The sequence below is a fragment of the Bradyrhizobium sp. UFLA05-125 genome (assembly GCF_059803515.1).
Genome location: NZ_JBANBJ010000111.1, coordinates 1 through 20595, shown reverse-complemented (window position 1 = coordinate 20595; position 20595 = coordinate 1). Strand labels below are relative to the sequence as shown.

The 20595-nt window shown below is 63.6% G+C and carries 16 protein-coding genes and 1 pseudogene; 8 read left to right on the top strand and 9 right to left on the bottom strand.

Annotated elements, in window-relative coordinates:
* Positions 1 to 230: 230 nt before the first annotated feature.
* The 3 genes from SO156_RS43260 (at position 231) to SO156_RS43250 (ending at position 2903) form a co-directional block, all read left to right on the top strand.
* Complete coding sequence (locus tag SO156_RS43260; protein ID WP_458148845.1) at positions 231 to 431, top strand: hypothetical protein; 201 nt, start codon at positions 231 to 233, stop codon at positions 429 to 431.
* Positions 432 to 576: 145 nt separating this feature from the next.
* Positions 577 to 1524 (top strand): AAA family ATPase, encoded by a 948-nt coding sequence (locus SO156_RS43255; protein WP_458148846.1) that lies wholly within the window; start codon positions 577 to 579, stop codon positions 1522 to 1524.
* Between the two features lie 5 nt (positions 1525 to 1529).
* Positions 1530 to 2903, top strand: a complete 1374-nt coding sequence (locus SO156_RS43250) for a vWA domain-containing protein (protein WP_498539099.1) — start codon at positions 1530 to 1532, stop codon at positions 2901 to 2903.
* A gap of 14 nt (positions 2904 to 2917) precedes the next feature.
* On the opposite strand, the gene SO156_RS43245 is transcribed toward SO156_RS43250, so the two are convergent.
* Complete coding sequence (locus SO156_RS43245) at positions 2918 to 3106, bottom strand: hypothetical protein (RefSeq protein ID WP_458148848.1); 189 nt, start codon at positions 3104 to 3106, stop codon at positions 2918 to 2920.
* Between the two features lie 349 nt (positions 3107 to 3455).
* Between SO156_RS43245 and SO156_RS43240 the strand changes: the two genes are divergently transcribed.
* Entirely contained in the window at positions 3456 to 3677 is a 222-nt protein-coding gene (locus tag SO156_RS43240; protein ID WP_498539098.1) for a hypothetical protein, read from the top strand.
* Between the two features lie 8 nt (positions 3678 to 3685).
* Here the strand turns inward: SO156_RS43240 and SO156_RS43235 are convergent, their stop codons facing one another.
* The 4 genes from SO156_RS43235 to SO156_RS43220 all read right to left on the bottom strand — a co-directional run bounded on the left by SO156_RS43235 (position 3686) and on the right by SO156_RS43220 (position 8858).
* The gene (locus tag SO156_RS43235) at positions 3686 to 5077 is read right to left on the bottom strand and encodes an NCS2 family permease (RefSeq protein WP_498539097.1); all 1392 of its coding nucleotides are present in this window, start codon (positions 5075 to 5077) and stop codon (positions 3686 to 3688) included.
* A gap of 13 nt (positions 5078 to 5090) precedes the next feature.
* Positions 5091 to 6956 carry an adenine deaminase gene (locus SO156_RS43230; RefSeq protein WP_498539096.1) on the bottom strand — a complete coding sequence of 622 codons (1866 nt, stop codon included), beginning with the start codon at positions 6954 to 6956 and terminating at the stop codon, positions 5091 to 5093.
* Positions 6957 to 6969: 13 nt separating this feature from the next.
* On the bottom strand, positions 6970 to 7650 hold the full coding sequence (locus tag SO156_RS43225; protein ID WP_498539095.1) for a TetR/AcrR family transcriptional regulator: 681 nt from the start codon (positions 7648 to 7650) through the stop codon (positions 6970 to 6972).
* 131 nt (positions 7651 to 7781) lie between these two features.
* Positions 7782 to 8858, bottom strand: coding sequence for a lactonase family protein (locus SO156_RS43220; RefSeq protein WP_498539094.1), 1077 nt, complete (start codon positions 8856 to 8858; stop codon positions 7782 to 7784).
* Between the two features lie 302 nt (positions 8859 to 9160).
* Between SO156_RS43220 and SO156_RS43215 the strand changes: the two genes are divergently transcribed.
* The 4 genes from SO156_RS43215 to SO156_RS43200 all read left to right on the top strand — a co-directional run bounded on the left by SO156_RS43215 (position 9161) and on the right by SO156_RS43200 (position 15603).
* The gene (locus tag SO156_RS43215; protein WP_458148854.1) at positions 9161 to 10045 is read left to right on the top strand and encodes a GntR family transcriptional regulator; all 885 of its coding nucleotides are present in this window, start codon (positions 9161 to 9163) and stop codon (positions 10043 to 10045) included.
* 117 nt (positions 10046 to 10162) lie between these two features.
* Positions 10163 to 11482, top strand: coding sequence for an MFS transporter (locus SO156_RS43210; protein ID WP_498539093.1), 1320 nt, complete (start codon positions 10163 to 10165; stop codon positions 11480 to 11482).
* A gap of 21 nt (positions 11483 to 11503) precedes the next feature.
* On the top strand, positions 11504 to 14164 hold the full coding sequence (gene acnA / locus SO156_RS43205) for an aconitate hydratase AcnA (RefSeq protein ID WP_498539092.1): 2661 nt from the start codon (positions 11504 to 11506) through the stop codon (positions 14162 to 14164).
* Between the two features lie 119 nt (positions 14165 to 14283).
* Positions 14284 to 15603 (top strand): dicarboxylate/amino acid:cation symporter, encoded by a 1320-nt coding sequence (locus tag SO156_RS43200; RefSeq protein WP_498539091.1) that lies wholly within the window; start codon positions 14284 to 14286, stop codon positions 15601 to 15603.
* A 7-nt stretch (positions 15604 to 15610) separates the two neighbouring features.
* On the opposite strand, the gene SO156_RS43195 is transcribed toward SO156_RS43200, so the two are convergent.
* The 4 genes and pseudogenes from SO156_RS43195 to SO156_RS43180 form a co-directional block, all read right to left on the bottom strand.
* Positions 15611 to 16033: a hypothetical protein gene (locus SO156_RS43195; RefSeq protein WP_498539090.1), complete on the bottom strand. Its 423-nt coding sequence runs from the start codon at positions 16031 to 16033 to the stop codon at positions 15611 to 15613.
* Between the two features lie 2 nt (positions 16034 to 16035).
* Positions 16036 to 17601 (bottom strand): tetratricopeptide repeat-containing sulfotransferase family protein, encoded by a 1566-nt coding sequence (locus SO156_RS43190; RefSeq protein ID WP_498539089.1) that lies wholly within the window; start codon positions 17599 to 17601, stop codon positions 16036 to 16038.
* Positions 17602 to 17691: 90 nt separating this feature from the next.
* Positions 17692 to 19746: an alkaline phosphatase family protein gene (locus SO156_RS43185; RefSeq protein ID WP_498539088.1), complete on the bottom strand. Its 2055-nt coding sequence runs from the start codon at positions 19744 to 19746 to the stop codon at positions 17692 to 17694.
* Positions 19747 to 19997: 251 nt separating this feature from the next.
* A pseudogene (locus SO156_RS43180) lies at positions 19998 to 20595 on the bottom strand (hypothetical protein); the annotation flags it as partial.

Sequence of the window (20595 nt, the reverse complement as noted above, 5' to 3'; positions counted from 1 at the left end):
GTCATGGGTGTTTGCTCCCTTATTGTTGGAGTGTTCGCCGAAGAAGCGGATTGGGCTCTGAAATAGGCATTTAGTCCGCCCGTTACAGTACAGAGACGTTACAAGAATGTCACAGCAGTGGACAAATGCCCGCCGTTCCGCCTCTGTTCGAAAGAGTTGATGACGGCGCGTAAGCCACCGGCGGTAGATTCTGCGCGGGGTGTGGTGGTCGCCTGCGAAGGAGAGCCGAGATGCCAGCCTATGTACAGCATCATCAGGACATCGAGATCGCGCCTGTGATTTGCCCCAGCTGCATGGGGTTCCTGCCAATGTATGTGCGCGAGGTCGAGCCGCATTGGAGCCTTGCCAAGATCGACTTCGTCTACGAATGCGCCGATTGCGGCGGCGAACTGCGGCAGACCATCCGTAAACCTGAGCTGCTGCATCACTGATCGAAACGTCCGAGCCCTTGTGCGCGTATTTGCGCTGAACGGAAAAATGCCGTCAGCGCAACGTGTTCCCCGATAATCGAGGCTTGTCCTTTGTCCGGAAGGGGGGCAGAACAAGCCTCAAGCAGACTATCGGGAGCGCCCATTCGTGGCTGATCAGAAGCCCTCAACCTCGATCGAGGCAGTGGAGAGCGGCCTCGCCGCGCAAGGTTATATCGCGAGCCGGCAGATCGCGACCGCGGTTTATCTGTCGCAACAGATCGAGAAGCCGATCCTGGTCGAGGGTCCCGCCGGCGTCGGCAAGACCGAGCTTGCCAAGGCGATCGCCGCCTGGCGCGGCATGAAGATGATCCGCCTGCAATGCTACGAAGGCCTCGACGAGGCCAAGGCTCTCTATGAGTGGAAATACGCCAAGCAGCTTCTCTACACCCAGATCCTGAAGGACAAGCTCGGCGAAGTCCTCGGCGGAGCGCAGACTCTGCACGCAGCGCTCGACCAGTTGCATGATTTCGGCGACGTGTTCTTCTCCAAGGAGTTCGTCGAACCGCGCCCGCTGCTACAGGCTCTCGAGCAACCCGGCGGCTGCGTGTTGCTGATCGACGAAATCGACAAGTCCGACGCCGAGTTTGAATCGCTGCTGCTCGAGATCCTGTCCGATTTCCAGGTCACCATTCCCGAGCTCGGCACCGTCTCGGCGATCACGCCGCCGACGGTGATCCTCACCTCAAACAGCGAGCGCGATCTCGGCGACGCCTTGAAGCGGCGCTGCCTGCATCTGCACATCGGCTTTCCCGAGCAGCGGCTGGAGGAGCGCATCGTCGAGAGTCGCGTGCCGGGCATCTCGCAAGCGTTGCGCCGGCAGATGGTCGGCTTCATCCACGAGATCCGCAGTCTGGACCTGAAGAAACTGCCCTCGGTCAGCGAGACCATCGACTGGGCGCGCGTGTTGGTACTGTTGCAGGCCGGCGAGCTCGACACCGAGATGGTCAAGAACACGCTCAACGTGCTCCTGAAATACGAGGCCGACATCGAGGCGGCGGCGCCCCACGTCACGACGTTCATTGCCAAGGCGGCGCGGTCCAACGTCTTCGGTTGACTCCGATGCGGGAGAACCTCCATCGCTTCTTTCGTGCGGCACGCGGCGCCGGCGTCCACGTTTCGCCTGCCGAAAGCATCGACGCGATGCGCGCGGTCGCGCAGGTCGGCTTTTCTGACCGCAACATCTTGCGCGATGCGCTGCTGCTGACGCTGGCGAAGTCGCAGGACGAGAAGCTTGCGCTCGGCGACTGTTTTGATCTGTTCTTCAGCCAGCCGGAGCCGCGGCAGGAGCAGGAGGCCAACGACAACGATGCGCCTCCGAAGGGCAGTCAGCCGCCCTCCCCCGACGCAGCCGATGACGCGGGCGGCGGTCAACCTACCGGGGACCTGGGTCCGCTGGCGCAAATGCTCTTGTCGCAGGACCGCAACGCGATCGCCGCCGCAATCGCCAGCGCCGCCAGCGCCGCGTCGCTGTCCAACATCCGCTACTCCACCCAGCGCGGGATCTTTTCCGGCCGCATCCTCGACGCGATGGGCCTTCAGCGCCTGCGCGACGATCTCGACGAACTGACCGCGGCCAACCCGTCGGTCGCCGAGCGTCTGCGCGCAGCGCTGGAGGGCCTGCGCGAAGCCGTCCGCGACACGGTCTCGCAGGGGCTCGCGCTCTACGCGCGCGAGGAGGCCGAAAACCTGCGCAACGAGATCCTGCGCAATGCACCGCTGGCCCGCATTGAGCCGCGCCAGGTCGAGGAGATGCGCGCGCTGATCCGCAAGATCGCGCGCCGCCTGCGCGAGCGCTACTCGAAACCGCGCAAGCGCCAGCGGCGCGGCCATCTCGACGTCCGCCGCACGTTACGCCGCAATGCCGCCTGGGGCGGCGTGCCGTTCCTCACGGCCTGGAAGCGCAAGCACCGCGACCGGCCGAAGATCGTGGCATTGTGCGACGTCTCAGGCTCGGTTGCCCGCGTGTCCGATTTCTTCCTGCTGCTGATCCACTCGCTCCACGAGGTGGTCGACGACGTCCGCTCCTTCGCCTTTTCCTCGCATCTGATCGAGGTCAGCGACATCCTGGAATCGAACTCGCCCGAGGCGGCGATGGCCGAGATCATGTCCAAGGTGGGCTTCGGCTCATCCGACTACGGCTCGTCCCTCGACGACTTCGAGCATGAATTCATGAGCACGCTGACGCCGCAGACCACTGTCATCATGCTGGGCGATGCCCGCAGCAACAATCTCGATCCGCGCGCCGACATCCTGCGGCGCATCTCCGAGCGCTCGAAGCGGCTGGTATGGCTCAATCCCGAGGGACGCATGGTCTGGGGCTTTGGCGATTCCGAGATGCCGCGCTACGCGACATTTTGCAGCGTGGTGCGACAATGCGCCACCGCGCAGCAGCTCGAGCGCGCCGTGTCGGATATCGTGGCAAGCTATCAGTAGGCCGTGAAAGTCCCCTAGCTGGCAACCGCGTGCAAATCGCCGTAAGCCACATTACACTCGCGAAAGTGATAAGCGATCTCGTCGAGCGCGCGCTGCTCCCACTCTTCGGCCTGCGCGAGCCAGAAAACCCGGCGCTTCGAATCCAGCGCCGCACGTTCCCGGCACAAGGATTCTTGACTGCGAATTTCCACCAGCCTGTTCATGCACTCCACTCCTGCTGCGTGAAGCCATTCCCCAGGAATCACCGTAACAGAGTCTTGAAGGGCTTGTCTCATTTTTCCTGTGCACATCGCAACGCGGAATCGGACAGGCCTCCTTCCCGTGCACTGCGACAATTCGCAACGCACCATCAACTCCTGATCATCAAGAGGTGATCGAACATCGGGACGATATCCGCAAGCGCGCGATCTTAACTATTGTGGCGCAATGACCTGCGGCAATTTGTGAAGAGATGTTCTAAACAGCCAATCGAATTCCCGACTCATTGTCGTCGCATGGTTTTCATGCTGCACCGCTAATCGGTGCACGAGCGGCCAGATATTTCGAGGCAACATGAACGACGATTTCGACTTCGATCTTTCGCCGGACCAGTGGGAAATGCTGAAGGCATTGCGCTGTCCGACGTCACAGCATCGTTTTTCGAAGGCTCATGCGGTCGAAGACCTGGTCAAACTCGGCCTCGTCACAATCAGAGACGGCGCGCCCGTCATGACATCATCCGGTCGCAAGGTGCTGGTGCGAGGATCTTGCCGGCTGCTGGATCTGGCCGCCTAGCATCAGCATCAGAATATCTGAGCGATCACGATCGCGTAGGCAATGAACACGACACCCAGCCCCCAGACCATCGCTGGAATCTGCGCGCGGCGCCCCATGGTCACCTCAAGCGCGATGTAGCTCAGCGTCCCCAGCGCCATGCCGTTGATGAGATTATTGGTCAGCACGGTGACCAGCAGGGTGAGCACAATCGGCACAGCATTGACGAGATCGGTCATGTCGATGCGTGCGAGACCTTGCATCATCAAGACGCCGACGAGCACCAGCGCGGGCGCGGTGGCTTGCGGCGGGATGATGACGAAGATCGGCCAGAAGAACAGCGCGAGGAAGAAGAACCCTGCAACAGTCAGCGAGGTCAGGCCGGTTCGGCCGCCAGCCTGCACGCCCGTGATGGATTCGATATAGGCCGTGACGACGGAAGTGCCGAGCAGCGGGCCGACGATGGATGCCGTCGCGTCGGTTGCAAACGCCGCGGTAGCATTCGGGATCGAGCCGTCTTCCTTGCGAAGATTGGCGGCACCCGTGACGCCGATCAGCGTGCCGAGCGTCGAGAAGAATTCGGCGCAGAGGAAGTAGAACAGCAGCGGCAGCGCCACGACGAAATGGCTGAAGAGATAGCCGACATCGAGCGCCAGGAAAGTGCTAGTCGGCCAGCGCGGCCATGACATGATGGCTGACGGCATCGACGTCACCATCTTGCCGTTGGCACCGGGAACGAAGAAGCCGATCAGCGTCAGCAACGCGATCGACAGGATGAGCGCCGCCGGCACCCGGCGCGCCACCAGCACCGGCGTCAGCAGGAGACCAAACAGCGTCAGCAGCACCGGCGGGCTGCGCAGCGATCCCATCGCGATGTAGGTCGAGGGGTTCTGCACGACGAAGCCGGCGCCGCGCAGCGCGATAAAGACGATGAGCGTGCCGACCGCAGCCTGAATGCCGATCTTAAGCGCCTCCGGAACATCCTTCGCGACCTTCTCGCGCAGCTTCGACAGGCTGAGGATCAGGAACAGCACGCCGGTGAAGGCGACCATGGCAAGCGCACCCTGCCACGGCATGCCCATCTGCTTGACGATGACATAGGTGAAGATGACGTTCGAGCCCATCGCCGGCGCAACGGCGAGCGGCAGATTGGCGCAAAGGCCCATCATCACCGAGCCGAAGATCGCGGCGAGCGCCGTGGCGCTGACGAGATCGGCGCGATCCATTCCGGCGTTGGACATGATCGCCGGATTCACCGCGATGATATAGGCCATCGCCGCGAAGGTGGTCGCACCGGCCATCACCTCGCGACCGACGCTGGTGCCGCGCGCGGTGAGGGCAAAGATTCGATCGAGCGCACCTGCGGCGGCGCGCGGCGCCGGCTCGACGGAAGCGGCTTGCGGCGGCGTCATCTCGTTCATCCCAGTCACTCCCCTACCACACCACCGGGTGCGCTTCACCGGTCTGCACATTGATGAACCCGAGCGGTGCCTGCTCGCACGGCGCCACCAGCACCCAGCTCCAGGGCGCACAGGTCAGCGTTGCGAACATCAGCCTTTCGGGGAATCCCGGATACCAGCGCGGCCGGAAGGTCGGCTCATACATCCAGTCGACCTTGCGGCCCTCGGCGTAGAGCGCTTGCATCTCCGCATCGAGCGCCTGCGCCGAGCGGCAGCTCATCAGCCCGCCGACCTCGAAGCGCACGGTTGCAACGAGTTCGCCCTCGCGCACCAGCGCCCAGCCCCCCTGAAGCTCGATCAGCGCGTTTACTGCCTTGGCCATCGCGGCGTCAGAAGAGCCGACCACCCAGATGTTATGCTTGTCATGCGCAACCGAGCAGGCTAGCGCCGTCTCCGGCGTCCGCGGTCCGCAACCGCGCCAGAACATCTTTGCAACCCGTCCATCGCCGGAGAAGCGATCGACGATGGCGAACTTGGTAATGGCCTCGCTCTCGTTGCGCTGGACGGCGCCATCGCGCACCGGCAATTCGAGGGTGTAGAATTCGGGATGCCAGTGGAAGGGACGGATCACGGCCGCCTTCATCGTGGTGCGACCGGGTTCGGCCGGCAGCGCGAAATCCTCCGGCTTGATCGCGCGCTTGATATTGACCGTCTTGGTCGCCCAATCCGGCCATTCGATCTTGGGGACATCGCCGAGGTAGCGCTTGCCATCGGAAACCTGCATGCCATCGGCCCACACCTCAGCGATGGTGAGCTTGGATACGTCCGAGAGCAACACGACATCGCCAAAACGTCCGGGGGCGAGGCTTCCGACGAACGGCGTGAGGCGCATGTGCCGCGCCGGGTTGATGGTGAGACACTGGATCGCGATTTCCGGTGCGAGGCCGGCTTCGATCGCGACGCGCGCATTGTGATCGCTGGCGCCGAGTTGGAGCGTGTGGCTGGCGCTGCGGTCATCAGTGGTGAACGCGATTTGCGACCAGTCCTGCAAGCCCCTGGCGAGTAGCCATTTGACGATCTCGTCCATCGCGTAGACACGCAGCTCGACGAAGAGCCCGCGCGTGAGCTTGTCCCAGGTTTCTTCCGGCGTCTGCACCTCATGGTCGGACGCAAGCCCGGCCGCGGCAAAGGCATTGATGGAGGGCAGATCGCGCAGGCCCGACGCGTGGCCTTCGACGACGCCGCGCGCGGCGAATGTCGCCTCGATCATGCCCCAGAGCCGCTTGTAGGAGGGATTCTCAGGGTTCCAGACCGCCGGCCAGTCCATGACTTCGTCGAGCCCGGTGACCATCAGGCTCTCGCCCATGAAGCGCGCTTGCTCCTCGCGCCCATACCAGCCGCCACCCCATTCGTAGGCTGTTGGTGGCACGGCCGAACCGGGCTGCGGAAAGATTTTGAGCGGCGAGCCACGCCGGCGCGCCTCGAACCAGAATTCGAGATTGCGTGCACCGTTCACGTTGGAGAATTCGTGGCTCGCCTCGCAGGTCCAGGTATTGCCATGCGGCAGCACCAGCGCCGCCTCCCATTCCGGCGTCAGATGCGAACTTTCGATATGCTTGTGCACCTCGCCGAAACCGGGCACGGCCGCAAGACCCGGCCGATGCACGCGTTCGCGGACCTCGCCTGGATAGCTTCCCGCCGGCCCGACCCACGCGATGCGCCGGCCCCTAAAGACGATCTCCTGGTCCTCGCTCCAGGTGCGGCTGTGGACGTCGAGCAACTTGCCGACCCGCAGGCTGCGATCGGCGGGGCGACGGCCGAGCGCCGTCAGCACGAGGTCCTGGCGAATGCGGACCTCGTCGGGCGCGTTGATCAGAAGATCGTCGGGTATCGCATTCATGACATGCCTCGTTCTACACCGGCTCTTTCGCCGCCGCGATTCGCTTTCGCGATGATTTGCCGGCCTTGCCGGTGCGCGCCGCCGCCCCCGCCCCAGCAGCAGCAGCATCGCGCTGACGGACATCCTTCAAAAGCGTCGTGAGCGCCCACTCGATCGCGTCGGCGACATCAGTGCTGGACATGCCGAAATCCTCGCGCATCGCATTCCAGGCCAGCACGTTGTTGAGATAGGACGCGAGTGCCTCCGCCTGGCGGACCTCCTTCGCAGGGAGATGCCGCACCAGCGGCGCCATCGCCTTGCGGTGCTGCTCGATCAGGTTGCGCCGGAAGCCCGCACGCACCTTGCGGCCCGCCCGCGTCATCGCAATGGCTCGCGCCAGATGCGGATGCTGGTCGAACCGCTTGCACAGCTTGCGGAAAATATCCGGCAGCTCGTCGGGCGATGTGAAGGGGATGTAGCTGAAGACGTTGTTCTCGATCCACTCGCCGGCAGCCGCGAACAGCTCCGCGCGGGTCTTGAAGTGGCGATAGATGGTCCGCTCGGCGACCTTGGCCCGCTTGGCCACTGCTGCCATAGAGATGTCGTCGGCCGCCTCGTCCTCTAAAGTCTCGACAAAGGCTGCCACGATGCGCTGCCGCGTCATCTCGGTGTACTCGTCGCGGAGGTTCGACTCGTGTCGCTTAGCTGTATTCATGTCATAAGTCTGACATCTGGCGATTTGGCAGGCAAGCCGAGATTTGCGGCAGGCCGCGCCAATGGGCGCCGTTCTGCTTCAGCCGCCCAGCGCTCGAGCTTTCCCACCAACCCGAGCGGCCGCCTAGCGCATCAAAGTGCCTTGAAGAGGACGCAAACCGGGCTTCCGACATTGACGGCCCGATCGGTCGCAAAGAGGCGGCCGCTTGCGGCGTCGCGCTTGAAGAGATTGACCGTGTCGGTGTCCTCATTCGCTGCGAACACGAAGTCGTCCGATGACGTCAGCGTGAAGAAGCGCGGCGTCTTGCCACCGCTCGGCATCCAGCCCACGGACGAGAGGCGGCCGGTCGTCTGATCGATTGCAAAGGTCGCGATGCTGTCGTCGCCACGGTTGGAGGCGTAGACAAAGCGCCCATCGGCCGATACGGCGATCTCGGCGGCGCGGCTGTTGCCCGTATACGCGTCAGGTACCGCGGAGACGATCTGGAATGGAGCAAGCGCACCGGTCGCGGGATCGAAATGATAGGCCGTGACGGTCGAGTCAAGCTCGTTGACGACGTAGGCGAGCCGTCCCTGTGAGTGAAACGCGACGTGGCGCGGCCCCGCTCCTTCCCGGGCCTGCACTGGCTTGCCGGCGAGCACAAGCTTGCCCCTCTCAGCATCGATCCTGTAGGTGAAAACGAGGTCTAACCCCTTGTCCGGCACCACGATGAACGCTCCCGATGGATCGAACTCGACCTGATGCGGCTTGGCGAAGGGCTGCTCGACACGATGTGGCCCGATCTTGCCGTCCAGCTTGACGAGATCGATCACGGCACCGAGCGAACCGTCGTCCTGCCGTGGCAGCAGCGCCAGCGTGGACGTGATGTGGTTGGCGACCACCACGAAGCGGTTCGTCGAATCGATCGCGAGATGGACGGGGTTCTTTCCTTCAGTGCTCTGCCGGTTGATCACGGCAAGCTTGCCGCTCACCGGGTCGATCGCCATCGCCGTGATGTCGCTGAGATCGCCATGCACCGTGTAGAGAAAGCGTCGCGTGCGGTCGAAGGCGAGGTACGACGGATTGATGAGATCGCCGAGGAGCTGGATGTGGCGCCATGCACCGGTCGCATTGTCCATCGCATAGACGTTGAGTCCGTCACCGCGGGCGTTGCGCTCCTTCGTGGTGCGCGCGCCGACATAGACGAATGAGCGAGAGCCTTCGAGCATATTGTCCTCCGGATGGGACCTCTGTGTCTGAGATAACGCGGATGAGCAGGGCCATGCAGCGTTCACCGCGCTGGCGGCGACGAGGCCCGCAAACAAGCGCCGCGACAGGCGCGCGCCGTCTGCGCAGAGCGACGCAGAGCATGCGACAGAATTCCTGGGTGTCACGTCCCCTCCCCCATATTGCTTTTTATTTTTTAAAACACAATTCTGGGCGAGACGCAAGAACCGCTCCGGCTTGTCCCGCTTGTGCAGTCCGAGCCGGTAAGCGACATCTCCTTGAGAGGGATCAACCGAGTCGCCCCATGCCCCGCCCCAATCTCGCGACCCAGATGACCGCGCGGATCCTCGACTACATCCGCGCCAACGGCTTGCGGGCCGAGCAGCATCTGCCGAGCCAGACGCTGGCGGACGCTCTACGGGTCTCGCGCGCGCCGATCAACGCGGCGCTGCAAATCCTCGAAGACATGAAGGTCGTCCGCTCCGAGCCCAATCGCGGCTTCTTCCTGGTCAAAAGTGCCGCCGAGCTTCCCGACCTGCCGGACATAGAGGACGCCGAGCCGGAACGCGAGGACGAGTGGTACTTCGCCATCGCCGAGGACCGGCTGACGGGAAAGCTTCCAGACAAGGTCAGCGAGAGCGAGCTGATGCGCCGCTACGGTTTCTCCCGCACGCGTCTTCTGAAGATTCTCGGCAAAATAGCCGATGAGGGCTGGATAGAGCGCCTGCCCGGCAATGGCTGGGCGTTCGGCCCGCTCCTCACCTCGCGCGAGAGCTATCAACAGGGCTATCAGCTGCGCGTCGCGCTGGAGCCACAGGCCCTGCTGCTGCCGAGCTTCGAGATCGACCGCGCGGCGTTTGCGGCGGCACGCGAACAGCAGCAATGGCTGCTCGATGGCGCCTACAAGCGCGCCTCGCGCTCGGAGATCTTCGCCGCCAATGCCGAGTTCCACGAGATGCTGGTCGGCTGCGCACGCAATCCGTTTTTTCTCGATGCAGTCAAGCGCGTGAACCGGCTGCGCCGCCTGGTGGAGTACCGCATCACGGTGGATCGCAGCCGCCTTCCCATCCAGTGCCGCGAGCACATCAACATCCTGACATTGTTGGAAAAAGGCCTGTGCCAGGAGGCGTCGGACTTCCTCCGCGTCCACATAGAGGGCGCCGGCCTGATCAAGGTTCCGCAGGTCTGATCTCAACCATATTGCATTTTATATTATAAAATGCATAATTCCTGCAAGGCGCCCGCCTGCAGGGGAGGTTGGCGTTGCCGACAAGCCCCGACGAAACGCAGCAAGGGAACGCCGTCAATGTCCGCCACCGCAGCGACCATCGAGCAATCCACCATGCGCAAGGTGTCCTGGCGCATCGTGCCCTATTGCTTCGGCCTCTACGTCATTTCCTATCTCGACCGCGCCAATATCGGCTACGCCGCGCTTCAGATGAACAAGGAGCTCGCGCTGTCGAGCGAGGCCTTCGGCTTTGCCGCCGGTATCTTCTTCATCGGCTATTTCCTGTTCGAGGTGCCGAGCAACATCGCGCTCAACAAATACGGCGCGCGGATCTGGATCTCGCGCATTCTGATCAGCTGGGGCATCGTCGCGACTGCAAGCGCCTTCGTGCAGAGCGCAATGCAGCTCTATTTCCTGCGCTTCCTGCTCGGCGTCGCCGAAGCGGGCTTCTTCCCGGGCATCATCATCTATCTGACCTACTGGTTCCGCGCCAAGGAGCAGGCGACCACGGTCGCCTTGTTTACCGCGGCCATCCCGGTGTCGTATTTGATCGGCGCACCGCTCAGCACCTGGATCATGGATCACGTCGGAGCCTTTGGCCTCAGTGGCTGGCGCTGGATGCTGCTGCTCGAAGGTGGCCCCGCCATCGTCGCCGGAATCGTCAACTACTTCATCATGACCGATCGCCCGGAGCAGGCCAAATGGCTGACGCAGCAGGAGCGCGACTGGCTCACCGAGGAGCTGCGAAAGGACCACGCCGGCCGGCGTAACGTTCAGCATCTCGGCATCGTCGCAGCGATCACCAACCCAAAAGTACTGTTCCTGTCGGTGATCTATTTCATCTACCAGGTCGGCAATCTCGGCATCGGACTCTGGATGCCGCAGATCATCAAGGGCCTCTCGTCCTCGCTGACGAATTTCGAGATCGGCCTCGTGGCCATGCTGCCCTATGCCTTTGCGACGATCGTGATGGTGCTGTGGTCGCGCAACTCCGACCGCACCGGCGAGCGGCAGAAACATTCGGCCATTCCGCTGTTGTGGGGTGCGGCCGCGCTGGCGCTCACCGGGCTCGTCGCACAACCCGCTGTCGCCATGACGCTAATCTCGCTGTCGCTCGCCGGCATCTATGCCTTCAAGTCGCCGTTCTGGTCGCTGCCCGGCCTTTTCCTGACCCGCTCGACCGCGGCGGTGTCGATCGCGGCGATCAACTCCATCGGCAATCTCGGCGGCTTCGCCGGCCCCTACGCCATCGGCGCGATCAAGGAATGGACCGGCAGCACCTATGGCGGGCTCCTGTTCCTCAGCGGATTGTTGTTCGTGTCCTTCCTGATGACATGGTTCGCCCGGATGGGGAACGCGGATGAAGCGCAGACGCAAGCTGCCGAGCAACACGCCTGATTGGATAGCGAGGACATCAGGATGACCGATTTCGCGACGCTCGTTAGCGGCACGCAAGTTTATCGCATCGCCGACATCACGGTAGTCGCCGGCGACAACCTCACTCGCCTGCCCGTGATCCACCGCATCCTGCTCGAAAACGTGCTGCGCATCGGCGGTGCGGACCGGGATGCATCGGTTGCCGCCATCCTCGGCTGGCTCGCCGATGGACGCAGCGACCGCGAGATCACCTTCCAGCCCTCGCGCGTTCTCATGCACGACACGACCTGCGGTCCGGCACTGGTCGATATCGCAGGCCTGCGCGCGTCCCTTGCAGAAGCCGGCGGCGATCCGACCCGGCTCAATCCCGTGTTGCCGGTCGACGTCTCGACCGATCATTCGCTCGGCGTCGATGTATTTGCGCAACCAGACGCCATGGCGCTGAACATGGCGCATGAGCTCAAGCGCAATGGCGAGCGCTACCGCTTCATGAAATGGGCCAGTCAGGCACTCGGTGGCGTGCGCGTGCATCCGCCCGGCACCGGCATCATGCACACGCTGAACCTCGAGCGACTTGCGAGCGTTGTGACGATCTTGAGCCGCGACAGCGAGACCTGGGCCACGCCCGATACGCTGATCGGCACGGACAGCCACACCCCCATGATCAACGGGATCGGCGTGCTTGCCTGGGGCGTTGGCGGGTTGGAAGCCGAAAGCGTGATGTTCGGCATGCCCGTAGCGATGCGCGTGCCTGATGTCGTCGGTGTACGCCTAACCGGGCGGCTGCGTGAAGGCGTACTCGCGACCGATCTCGCGCTGACCGTCACGGAGCGCCTTCGGCAAATCGATCTTGCGGACCGCTTTGTCGAATTCTTTGGGCCAGGCGTCGCTGCGCTCTCGGCCGGCGACCGGGCCGTCGTCGCCAACATGACGCCGGAGTTCGGCGCCAATTCCGGCTACTTCCCGATCGACGCGCGGACGCTCGATTATCTCGGGCAGACCGGCCGATCGCGCGAGCAGGTCGCGCTGGTCGAAGCCTATGCGCGCCGCCAAAAACTCTGGTTCGACCCCGAGGCCGCACCCCGCTACACCGAGACGATCAACATCGATCTCGACGAGGTCGAGGTCAGCCTCGCCGGCCCTCGCCGCCCGCAGGACCGTATCGCTGCCGGCAAGACCGCCGAGGCACTTTCGCTCGGAGGCTCCGCTACAACCACCAACGTGGAGCGCGACGATCCGCCGGTCAATGGTGCGATCGCGATCGCCGCGATCACGAGTTGCACCAACACCTCGGAGCCAAGGCTCCTGATCGCCGCGGGCCTGCTCGCGCGCAAGGCGCGGCGGCTCGGGCTCATGCCGCCCGCTTGGGTGAAGACCTCGCTCGCACCGGGCTCGCCGACCGCGGAACGATATTTGCGACGCTCAGGCCTACTTGACGATCTCGAGGCGCTCGGCTTCGGCATCGTCGGCTATGGCTGCACAACCTGCATCGGAAACTCCGGGCCGCTGGCACCGCGCATGGCCAGCGCGATGGCCGAAAAGCAGATGGCGCCGGTCGCCGTGCTGTCCGGCAACCGCAATTTCCCCGGCCGCGTGCATTCACAGATCGAGCTCGGGTTTCTTGCCTCGCCGCCGCTCGTCGTGGCCTTCGCACTCGCCGGCGATGTCGCACGCGACATTTTGCGCGATCCGATCGCACGCAGTTCAGCCGGCACCGAGGTGCGACTTGCCGATCTCTGGCCGACCGGCCGCGAGATCGATACGGCGCTGGCGCTTGCGCGCGAAACGAGCGACTACAGCCGCGCCTACGACGCCGCGGAAGCCAGCGCCGATTGGAAGTCCGTCGAGGCTCCCCGCACGGCGCTGTTCCCCTGGGACGACGCTTCCACCTATATCCGCCGCCCGCCTTTCGCGGATTTCGGCCGTGGCACGCACCTCGGACATTATGCGGCGACGCCGCTTCTGGTGCTCGGCGACGACATCACGACCGACCACATCTCGCCGGCAGGCGCGATCGCCGCGAACAGCGAGGCGGCGCGTCACCTCGTCGCGCGCGGCGAGGACCCACATGATCTCAACGTGTTCGCGTCACGCCGCGGAAACTTTGAGGTGATGCTGCGCGGGCTCTTCACCAACAAGAGCGTGCGCAACCTGCTCGCCCCAGATCTGGCGCCGGGTCAGACGATCCTTGCAGGCTCCGGTGAACGGCTGTCGCTCCGGCTTGCTGCCGATCACTATCAGAAGCAGCAGCGCCCGGTCGTTGTCGTCGCCGGCGAGCGCTACGGCATGGGCTCGTCGCGCGACTGGGCGGCGAAGGGCGTTGCGCTGCTCGGCGCGCGTGCCGTGCTGGCGTTGAGCTTCGAGCGCATCCACCGCTCCAACTTGATCGGCATGGGCATTCTGCCGCTGCGCCTGCCGGCCGATCGCCGACCGCAAACGCTGCGCCTCAGGCCGGACGACAGGCTGGAGATCTACGCACCCGTCGACGCGCTCAAGCCGCGCGCCGCGGTCAACGTTCGCATCCTGCGGGACGATGCCGAGATCGACCGCTTTGTTGCCGTCGCCGCGGTGGAAACCAATCTGGAATGTGAGACCCTGCGTGTCGGCGGGCTGCTGCCGCTGATCCTGAGGCGGCACTCGGACGGCCCGACCCAACAGGCCGGCGGGGCATCCCTCGAAGGGACCATCATTCCCTCGGTTTGAAGCGAAGCGCGGGGGAAAAATCGAGAAAAACGAACGAATTCCCGTTCCCACCGCGACAATCTGGCACGGTTGTTGCTCCTTTTTGGCGTCCAAGACGCGTCAAACCGGGGGAGTTCACCATGTCGACCATCACCGCGGCGCCGGCCGCAGAGCCGAAGCCGCTTTATACCTCGCTGTTCGTCCAGGTTCTGGCGGCGCTCGTGCTCGGCATCATCCTGGGCGTGAAGTTCCCGGACTTCGCCATCAGCCTCAAGATCCTGAGCGACGCCTTCCTCAAGCTGATCTCGATGATCGTGGCGCCGATCGTTTTCTGTGTGGTCGTGCACGGCATTGCCGGCGCCGGCGATCTCAAGAAGGTCGGCCGCGTCGGCGTCAAGGCGCTGGTCTATTTCGAGGCCATGACGACGGTGGCGCTCGTGGTCGGCCTCATCCTCGCCTACGTCTTCGGCCCCGGCCACGGCATGAATATCGATCCCTCGACGTTGGACGCCAAGGCGCTGAACACCTATGCCGACAACGCCCACAAGCTGCAAGGCGCTGGCGTCGGCGCCTTCCTGCTCAATGTGATCCCGTCGACCTCGTTCGATGCGCTGTCGCGCAACGACGTGCTGCAGGTGCTGTTCTTCGCCGTGCTGTTCGGCGTCGGCCTCGCGCTCGTCGGCGGCGAGAAGGGCAAGCTCGTCACGACCATCATCGATGCGGCCTCCACCGTACTGTTCCGCGTCATGGGGCTGATCGTGCGGGTTGCCCCGCTCGGCGTGCTCGGCGCGGTCGCATACACCGTCGGCAAATACGGCGTGGGTTCGCTGAAACAGCTCGTGTCGCTGGTCATGCTGTTCTACGTCTCGGTTGGCATCTTCGTGCTTGGCGTGCTCGGCGGCGTGATGGCGCTCGCCGGAATCAACATCCTCAAATTCCTCGCCTACTTGCGCGAGGAGCTGACCATCGTGCTCGCAACCGCCTCTTCCGATGCGGTGCTGCCGCAGATCATGAATAAGCTCGAGCGGATGGGCGTGAAGGATTCCGTGGTCGGTCTCGTGATCCCGACCGGTTATTCCTTCAACCTCGATGCGTTCTCGATCTACCTGACGCTTGCAGTAGTCTTCATCGCGCAGGCAACCAACACACCACTGGGCTTTGGCGATCTCCTGCTGGTGCTCGGCGTGTCCCTGATCACGTCGAAAGGTGCACACGGCGTGCCGGGCTCGGCGATCGTGATCCTCGCGGCGACGCTGAACGCGGTGCCGAGCATTCCCGCGATCGGCCTCGTGCTGGTGCTCTCGGTCGACTGGTTCATCGGCATGGCGCGCGCCGTCGGCAACCTCATCGGCAACTGCGTCGCCACCGTCGTGGTCGCGGCCTGGGAAGGTGATCTTGACCGCGTCAAGGCGGCGCAAGTGCTGGACGGCGGCGAGACGGTGGACGTGACGGCGGGTTAAGCCGGCGCTAGCGCAGGTGCCCGCGCTCGTAGTGCCTGCGTTCCGCCGCCGTGAGCGGCGGCCTCGCTGCACTTGCCGGCGTCACCGCAACCACGACGGCGGCGCTGGACTGCTGCCGTGCCAGCACGAGCAGGTCGACACCATCCGGCGTAATCCGCATCGCATAGTCGTAGCCATCGAGGACCCTGGCTGCCACGCGCGATAGTGGCCCATCGAACACGCCGGTCATTTGCGTTTCGAGCGTGTTGCTCGCGCGATAGCGCAGATTGAAGCGCTCGTGCAGCGCCGCCAGGACGTCACGGAGGGTGGCGTCGCGGGCCTCGATATGCACGGCATCCTGCCTGCCGCCGACCTGCACTTCCGCCGATGCCGCCTGACTGAAGGCGATGATGATCGCTTCAGTCATGAGCAGTAGAAGGAGACGCCGCATCGTCATACCAGCTCCGCCTCCGGAATCTCCCTCGCCAAGCGTTCGCGCAGCGGCGCCAACCGTTCGGCATGGTGACGCCATTTGCCAACCGAGGATGCGTAGACCGGCCGGCGTACCTGGACGGCACTGGCGGTCGCCGACGGTGCCGGGCTTTCGTGAAACCGCATCACCTCGTCCTCCCAGGCAAGCCCCAGGAAACGGATGATCTCTCGGCTCGCCGCCATCTGGTCCCGCACGATATCCTCGTAGTTGATCTCCATCAGCGCATCCGGCGGCAGCACGCCCCGCCAATGCTGCGACAGCCGGCGATAGGCCAGGAAATACTCTGCGAGTTCGATCTGGTGATAGGCGAATGAGAATTTGCCGCGAAAGTGCGCCTTGTAGATCGCCCAGCACGAATCCATCGGATGGCGCTGCACCAGGATGATCTTCGCCGACGGCAGCGCCGCGTGAATCAGGCCACAATAAAGATAGTTCTCCAGCGTCTTGTCGATGAAGCGGACGTTGCCCGGCACGCGCAGCGCCGCGGCCGTATCGAGATAGCGCCTGCCGATGCCTTCGAGGTCCCGACCGCCCGGGCGCGCCGCCATCGTACGGCGCATCTCGGCCGCGAACGCGCTGGTCTCGCCGACCGAGTGCATGGTGGAATGGCTGGCGATGATCCGTTCCACCAGCGTGGTACCGGTGCGCGGCAGGCCGGTGACGAAAACGGGCGCAGCCTCGGCGTGACCGCGCGGCGCCGCCGCGATCCAGCGACGCGTGTGCGCCTGGATGATCGCGTCGATCTCGCCAATCTCGGCCGCGGGGTCGCGCGGCAGCGATCGGTGCTGCAAGAGGCAGCCGGCCTCGACGTGATCGAAGGCGCGGCCCCAGAGCTCAAGATCCTCGCATTCCTTGCCGAGCGCAAAGCGCAGCATCACCTCGCTCGCCGCCGACAGCCGCCCCTCGACGATGAGCGCTTCCATCTCGTCGATATGGTTACGGTCTGCGGTCTGGATGCGAAGGTCCGAGCGCAGGTAATGGGCAAGACCGTAGTTGCGGTCGCAGGCGATTGCCGCGTCGCAATGCGTTTCGGCATCATCGAGCGCACCGATCATCCGCTCGGCCGCGGCAAGATTGAACAGATATTGCGGCACGCCGGGCCGCAGCTCGACCGCGCGGCGGAACAGCTCCCTCGCCCGTTGCTGGAGCCCGAGCAGCCCGAACATCGCGCCAACCGCATCAAGCGCGTCCGGTGCATCGCCGAGGCGCTCCGCCGCGGCCTCCATCGCCTCGCAGGCCTGGCGCGTCTCACCCCTCAGGAACAGACATTTGGCGCGCAACGCCAGCGCGATCGGATTGGCTGGCGCCAGCGCAACGGCGCGATCCGCGCTGACGGTAGCCGCATCCTGCCGGCCGCGCGAGAGCGCGGTCTCGGTCAGGAGCGCCCAGATCCGCCAGTCCGACGAATTGCCGGCCAGGAGCTGCGCACACATCCGCTCGGTCGCCGCCAGATCGCCGCCTGCGAAGGCGCGGCGCGCTGCGTCGATCGAAGCGGTGCCCGCGGTAGGCGATAGCGTGACGTCCACCCGATGACTCCATGCTGCGATGAGTAAAACGAGATTGACCCGGCGGCCGTGCGGCCGCCGGGTCATGCGGATGAAGGCTATCAGCCGCGATCAATCATCGTCGCGATCGTCGTCGTGTCGATCGGCGAAGTTGAAGTTGCCGAAGAGATCGCCGATCGCCGGCCGATTGGTCGGAACGTAGGGATTGTCGTCCGAAGCCACCGGATTGGGCAACGTATCGCGCGTTTTCGGCCCCAGCGGCTTCAAGTGCCAGTTGCGCTCGATGAACTTGGTGATCGAGGCATGGTCGGAATATTCATGCGACATATGTCCGCCGCGCGAATATTTCGAGACCACGATGAGGGGGATGCGCGTGCCGTCGCCGAAGAAGTCGACCGGCTGGACATAGCCGGAGTCGTAGTAGCCGCCACCCTCGTCCATGGTGATGACGATCGCGGTCGACTTCCACAGCTCCTTGTTCGACTTCACCTGGTCGACGATCCGCTTGGCGAAAGCTTCGAAGATGTCGAGCCGCGACGACGACGGATGGCCGTCGTTGAAGGTGCTCGGCTTGACGAAGGAAACGGCCGGCAGCTTGCCGTCGGCGATGGCGTCATAGAGATCGAGCGTGTCCTTCAGATGTGCGTTGCGCTGCGCCGCATCGGTCATGACCGAGGCGGAGAAGAGGAATGGATTGCAGATATTGCAATAGAGGTAGGCCACCGGATCGAGTGCGCCGAAATTGGCTCCTTCGCCCGGCGCGGTCTTGAAGTCGTTCCAGCGCTCGCCAAAATAGGCCCAGGAGACGTCCGCCTGTGTCAGTGCATCGCCGATGTGCCGCTGCTTGATCACGGGCGGCAGAGTAAACGGACCGTTGTTGACGGGATCGGTGGCGCCGCTGCCGATATAGGCCGGAACGTAGTTGTTGAGGAGATAGTAGGCGTGCGGCGCGCAACGCGGCGACACGTGGATGGCGTTCAGATAGTTGACGACCGGGCCAACACCCGGCTGGTTCGGATCCGAGCAGTTCGAGTAGCTGCCGCCGCCATAGCCGTCGTTGAGATACCAATTATTGGTGCCCGGCGCCGGGTTCGGGTTCTCGATCTCGTTGACATATTGCGGCGGGTTTGAGCCGGGAACCAGAACGTGGTCCGGTGTCGCCGGGTCGCCCTTGGCGTCGGCATAATAGAGCGCGTCGGCGTAGCCGATCATCATGTGGTTGGCGAAAGTACCGCCCATCACGCCCTGATGGTAGTTGTCGTTGAGCGTGTATTTGTGCGCCAGCTCGGTCAGATAAGGCGCGTCGCCCCGGGCGACGTTGTAGAATCCGAGTGCGATATCACCTTCCTTGAGCGGCTTCGGCGTTGGGTTGCCATTGCTACCTGAAGAGACCGTCTCTTCGACCCAGGTGAACAGGTCGGATTGGCATCCGCTTGGATTCTGGTGAGTGGCTTTGCCGACATCGCAGTCGAGCTGCTGCCACATCTGGTAGAAACGATGCACCGGGCTGCCGCCGTAGGTCTTGTAGAGGCTCACCGGAATTTCGTCACCTTGCGGGAGGGTGACCAATGGGTAGGGGCCGTTCGGCAGATTGTCGGAATCCACGATGCGCGAGTCCGGCGAATTGCCGGGGAGTCCCGTCGCACCGGTCGTCAGCAACGGCAGGTCCTGTTTCCTCAGGCCATAGTCGGCCTGGGCCGCGAGTTGCAACGTGGTGAGGCAGCCCGGACCGTTGAGCGCGGCTTGATCGACTGAAGTGTAGCAGGATTGCGGAGCGTAGGAGGTTCCCGGGGCCTGCACCTTGTTGGTCGTGTGGTTGTATGGCGTCTTCTGGCCGGGGCTGATGGAGAAAGTATTGTTGACGACCGCAGAGAACTGTGCCGCCTTGGCATAGTTCGGACCCGGGTTGCCGTCCTTGGTGATGATGCCCTTCGAGAGGAGATTGTCGACGCGCTCGCCTGCGCGCGGCTCATAGGTGGCGAAGACGTGGTCGAAGGTACGATTCTCGCCGAGAATGACGATCACGTGCTTGATCGGGGTTTCGGTCCGGTTGGCGTTGGCGTTGTTGCCGCCGAGTGCGTTGGCGTCCATCGCATAGACGTCACATCCCATCAGCGCCAGGATCCCAGCCGTGACCACGGTGCGATCGCGTAATCGTCGTGTCATTTTCGAAAGCATTTGCGCGCCCCTCTGTTCGTTTTCTGAATGCAGAGAATTGTTTCAACACGTGTCAGGCTAAGGGGCGGAGTTGTCAGACGTGCTGCGCGGACGTGTCATTTCAGTTACTGGATTATGACGACGTGCAGAGACCAATTGTCGCAACCGGCGCGACCGTCGCGCGGCGCTTATCGGTTTACGGTCAATGGCTTCTCGGTGATGCCGCGCGAGTTTCAGCGCGACACGGGCGCGGCACCGGGTCAGTCATTCCAACGGAGCAACGGCGCTCCGAAGGCCCTGCTCCAGACAGACAGGAAGCGAGGAAACCAGGAATGGGCCACGGCTCCCCGGTAGGCCCAGGTGCGATATTTCAGTCCTGATTCCGAGATCAGTTCCTGATAACCGCCATGGACTTCGGTCGCAGTGCGAATGTCCTTCAATATCCCCTGAGCGCAGGCCCGATAAATATCGCTCCCCGCGTGCTGATCGTAGTCCAGCATACGATCGGCAAATTCGACGTTGAATGTCGGCCAGGAGGAGCGTCCCTGATAGGCGGGCGCCGCAATCTTGTGGATCATCTTGTTGCGCGGATTATCCGCGGACACCAGGAAGTGGAACGTGCTGGGGATGCGAAAACGAGGTTCGGCAATAATCAGATCCGTCGTGGCCGCAAACAGCGCACGTTCGCTCGCCTCACCCAGATCCCAGAATCCGCGATGCACGCTGACGAAATCCAGCGCGACAGAGGAAACCGGCGAGCCCGCCGGGCCATCCAGGGAGTGCCTGATATAACCCTCTTTGCCGAACAGGCGGAGCAGCTCCTTCTTGTACTGCACGAGCTCACGTCCGAGCAGTACC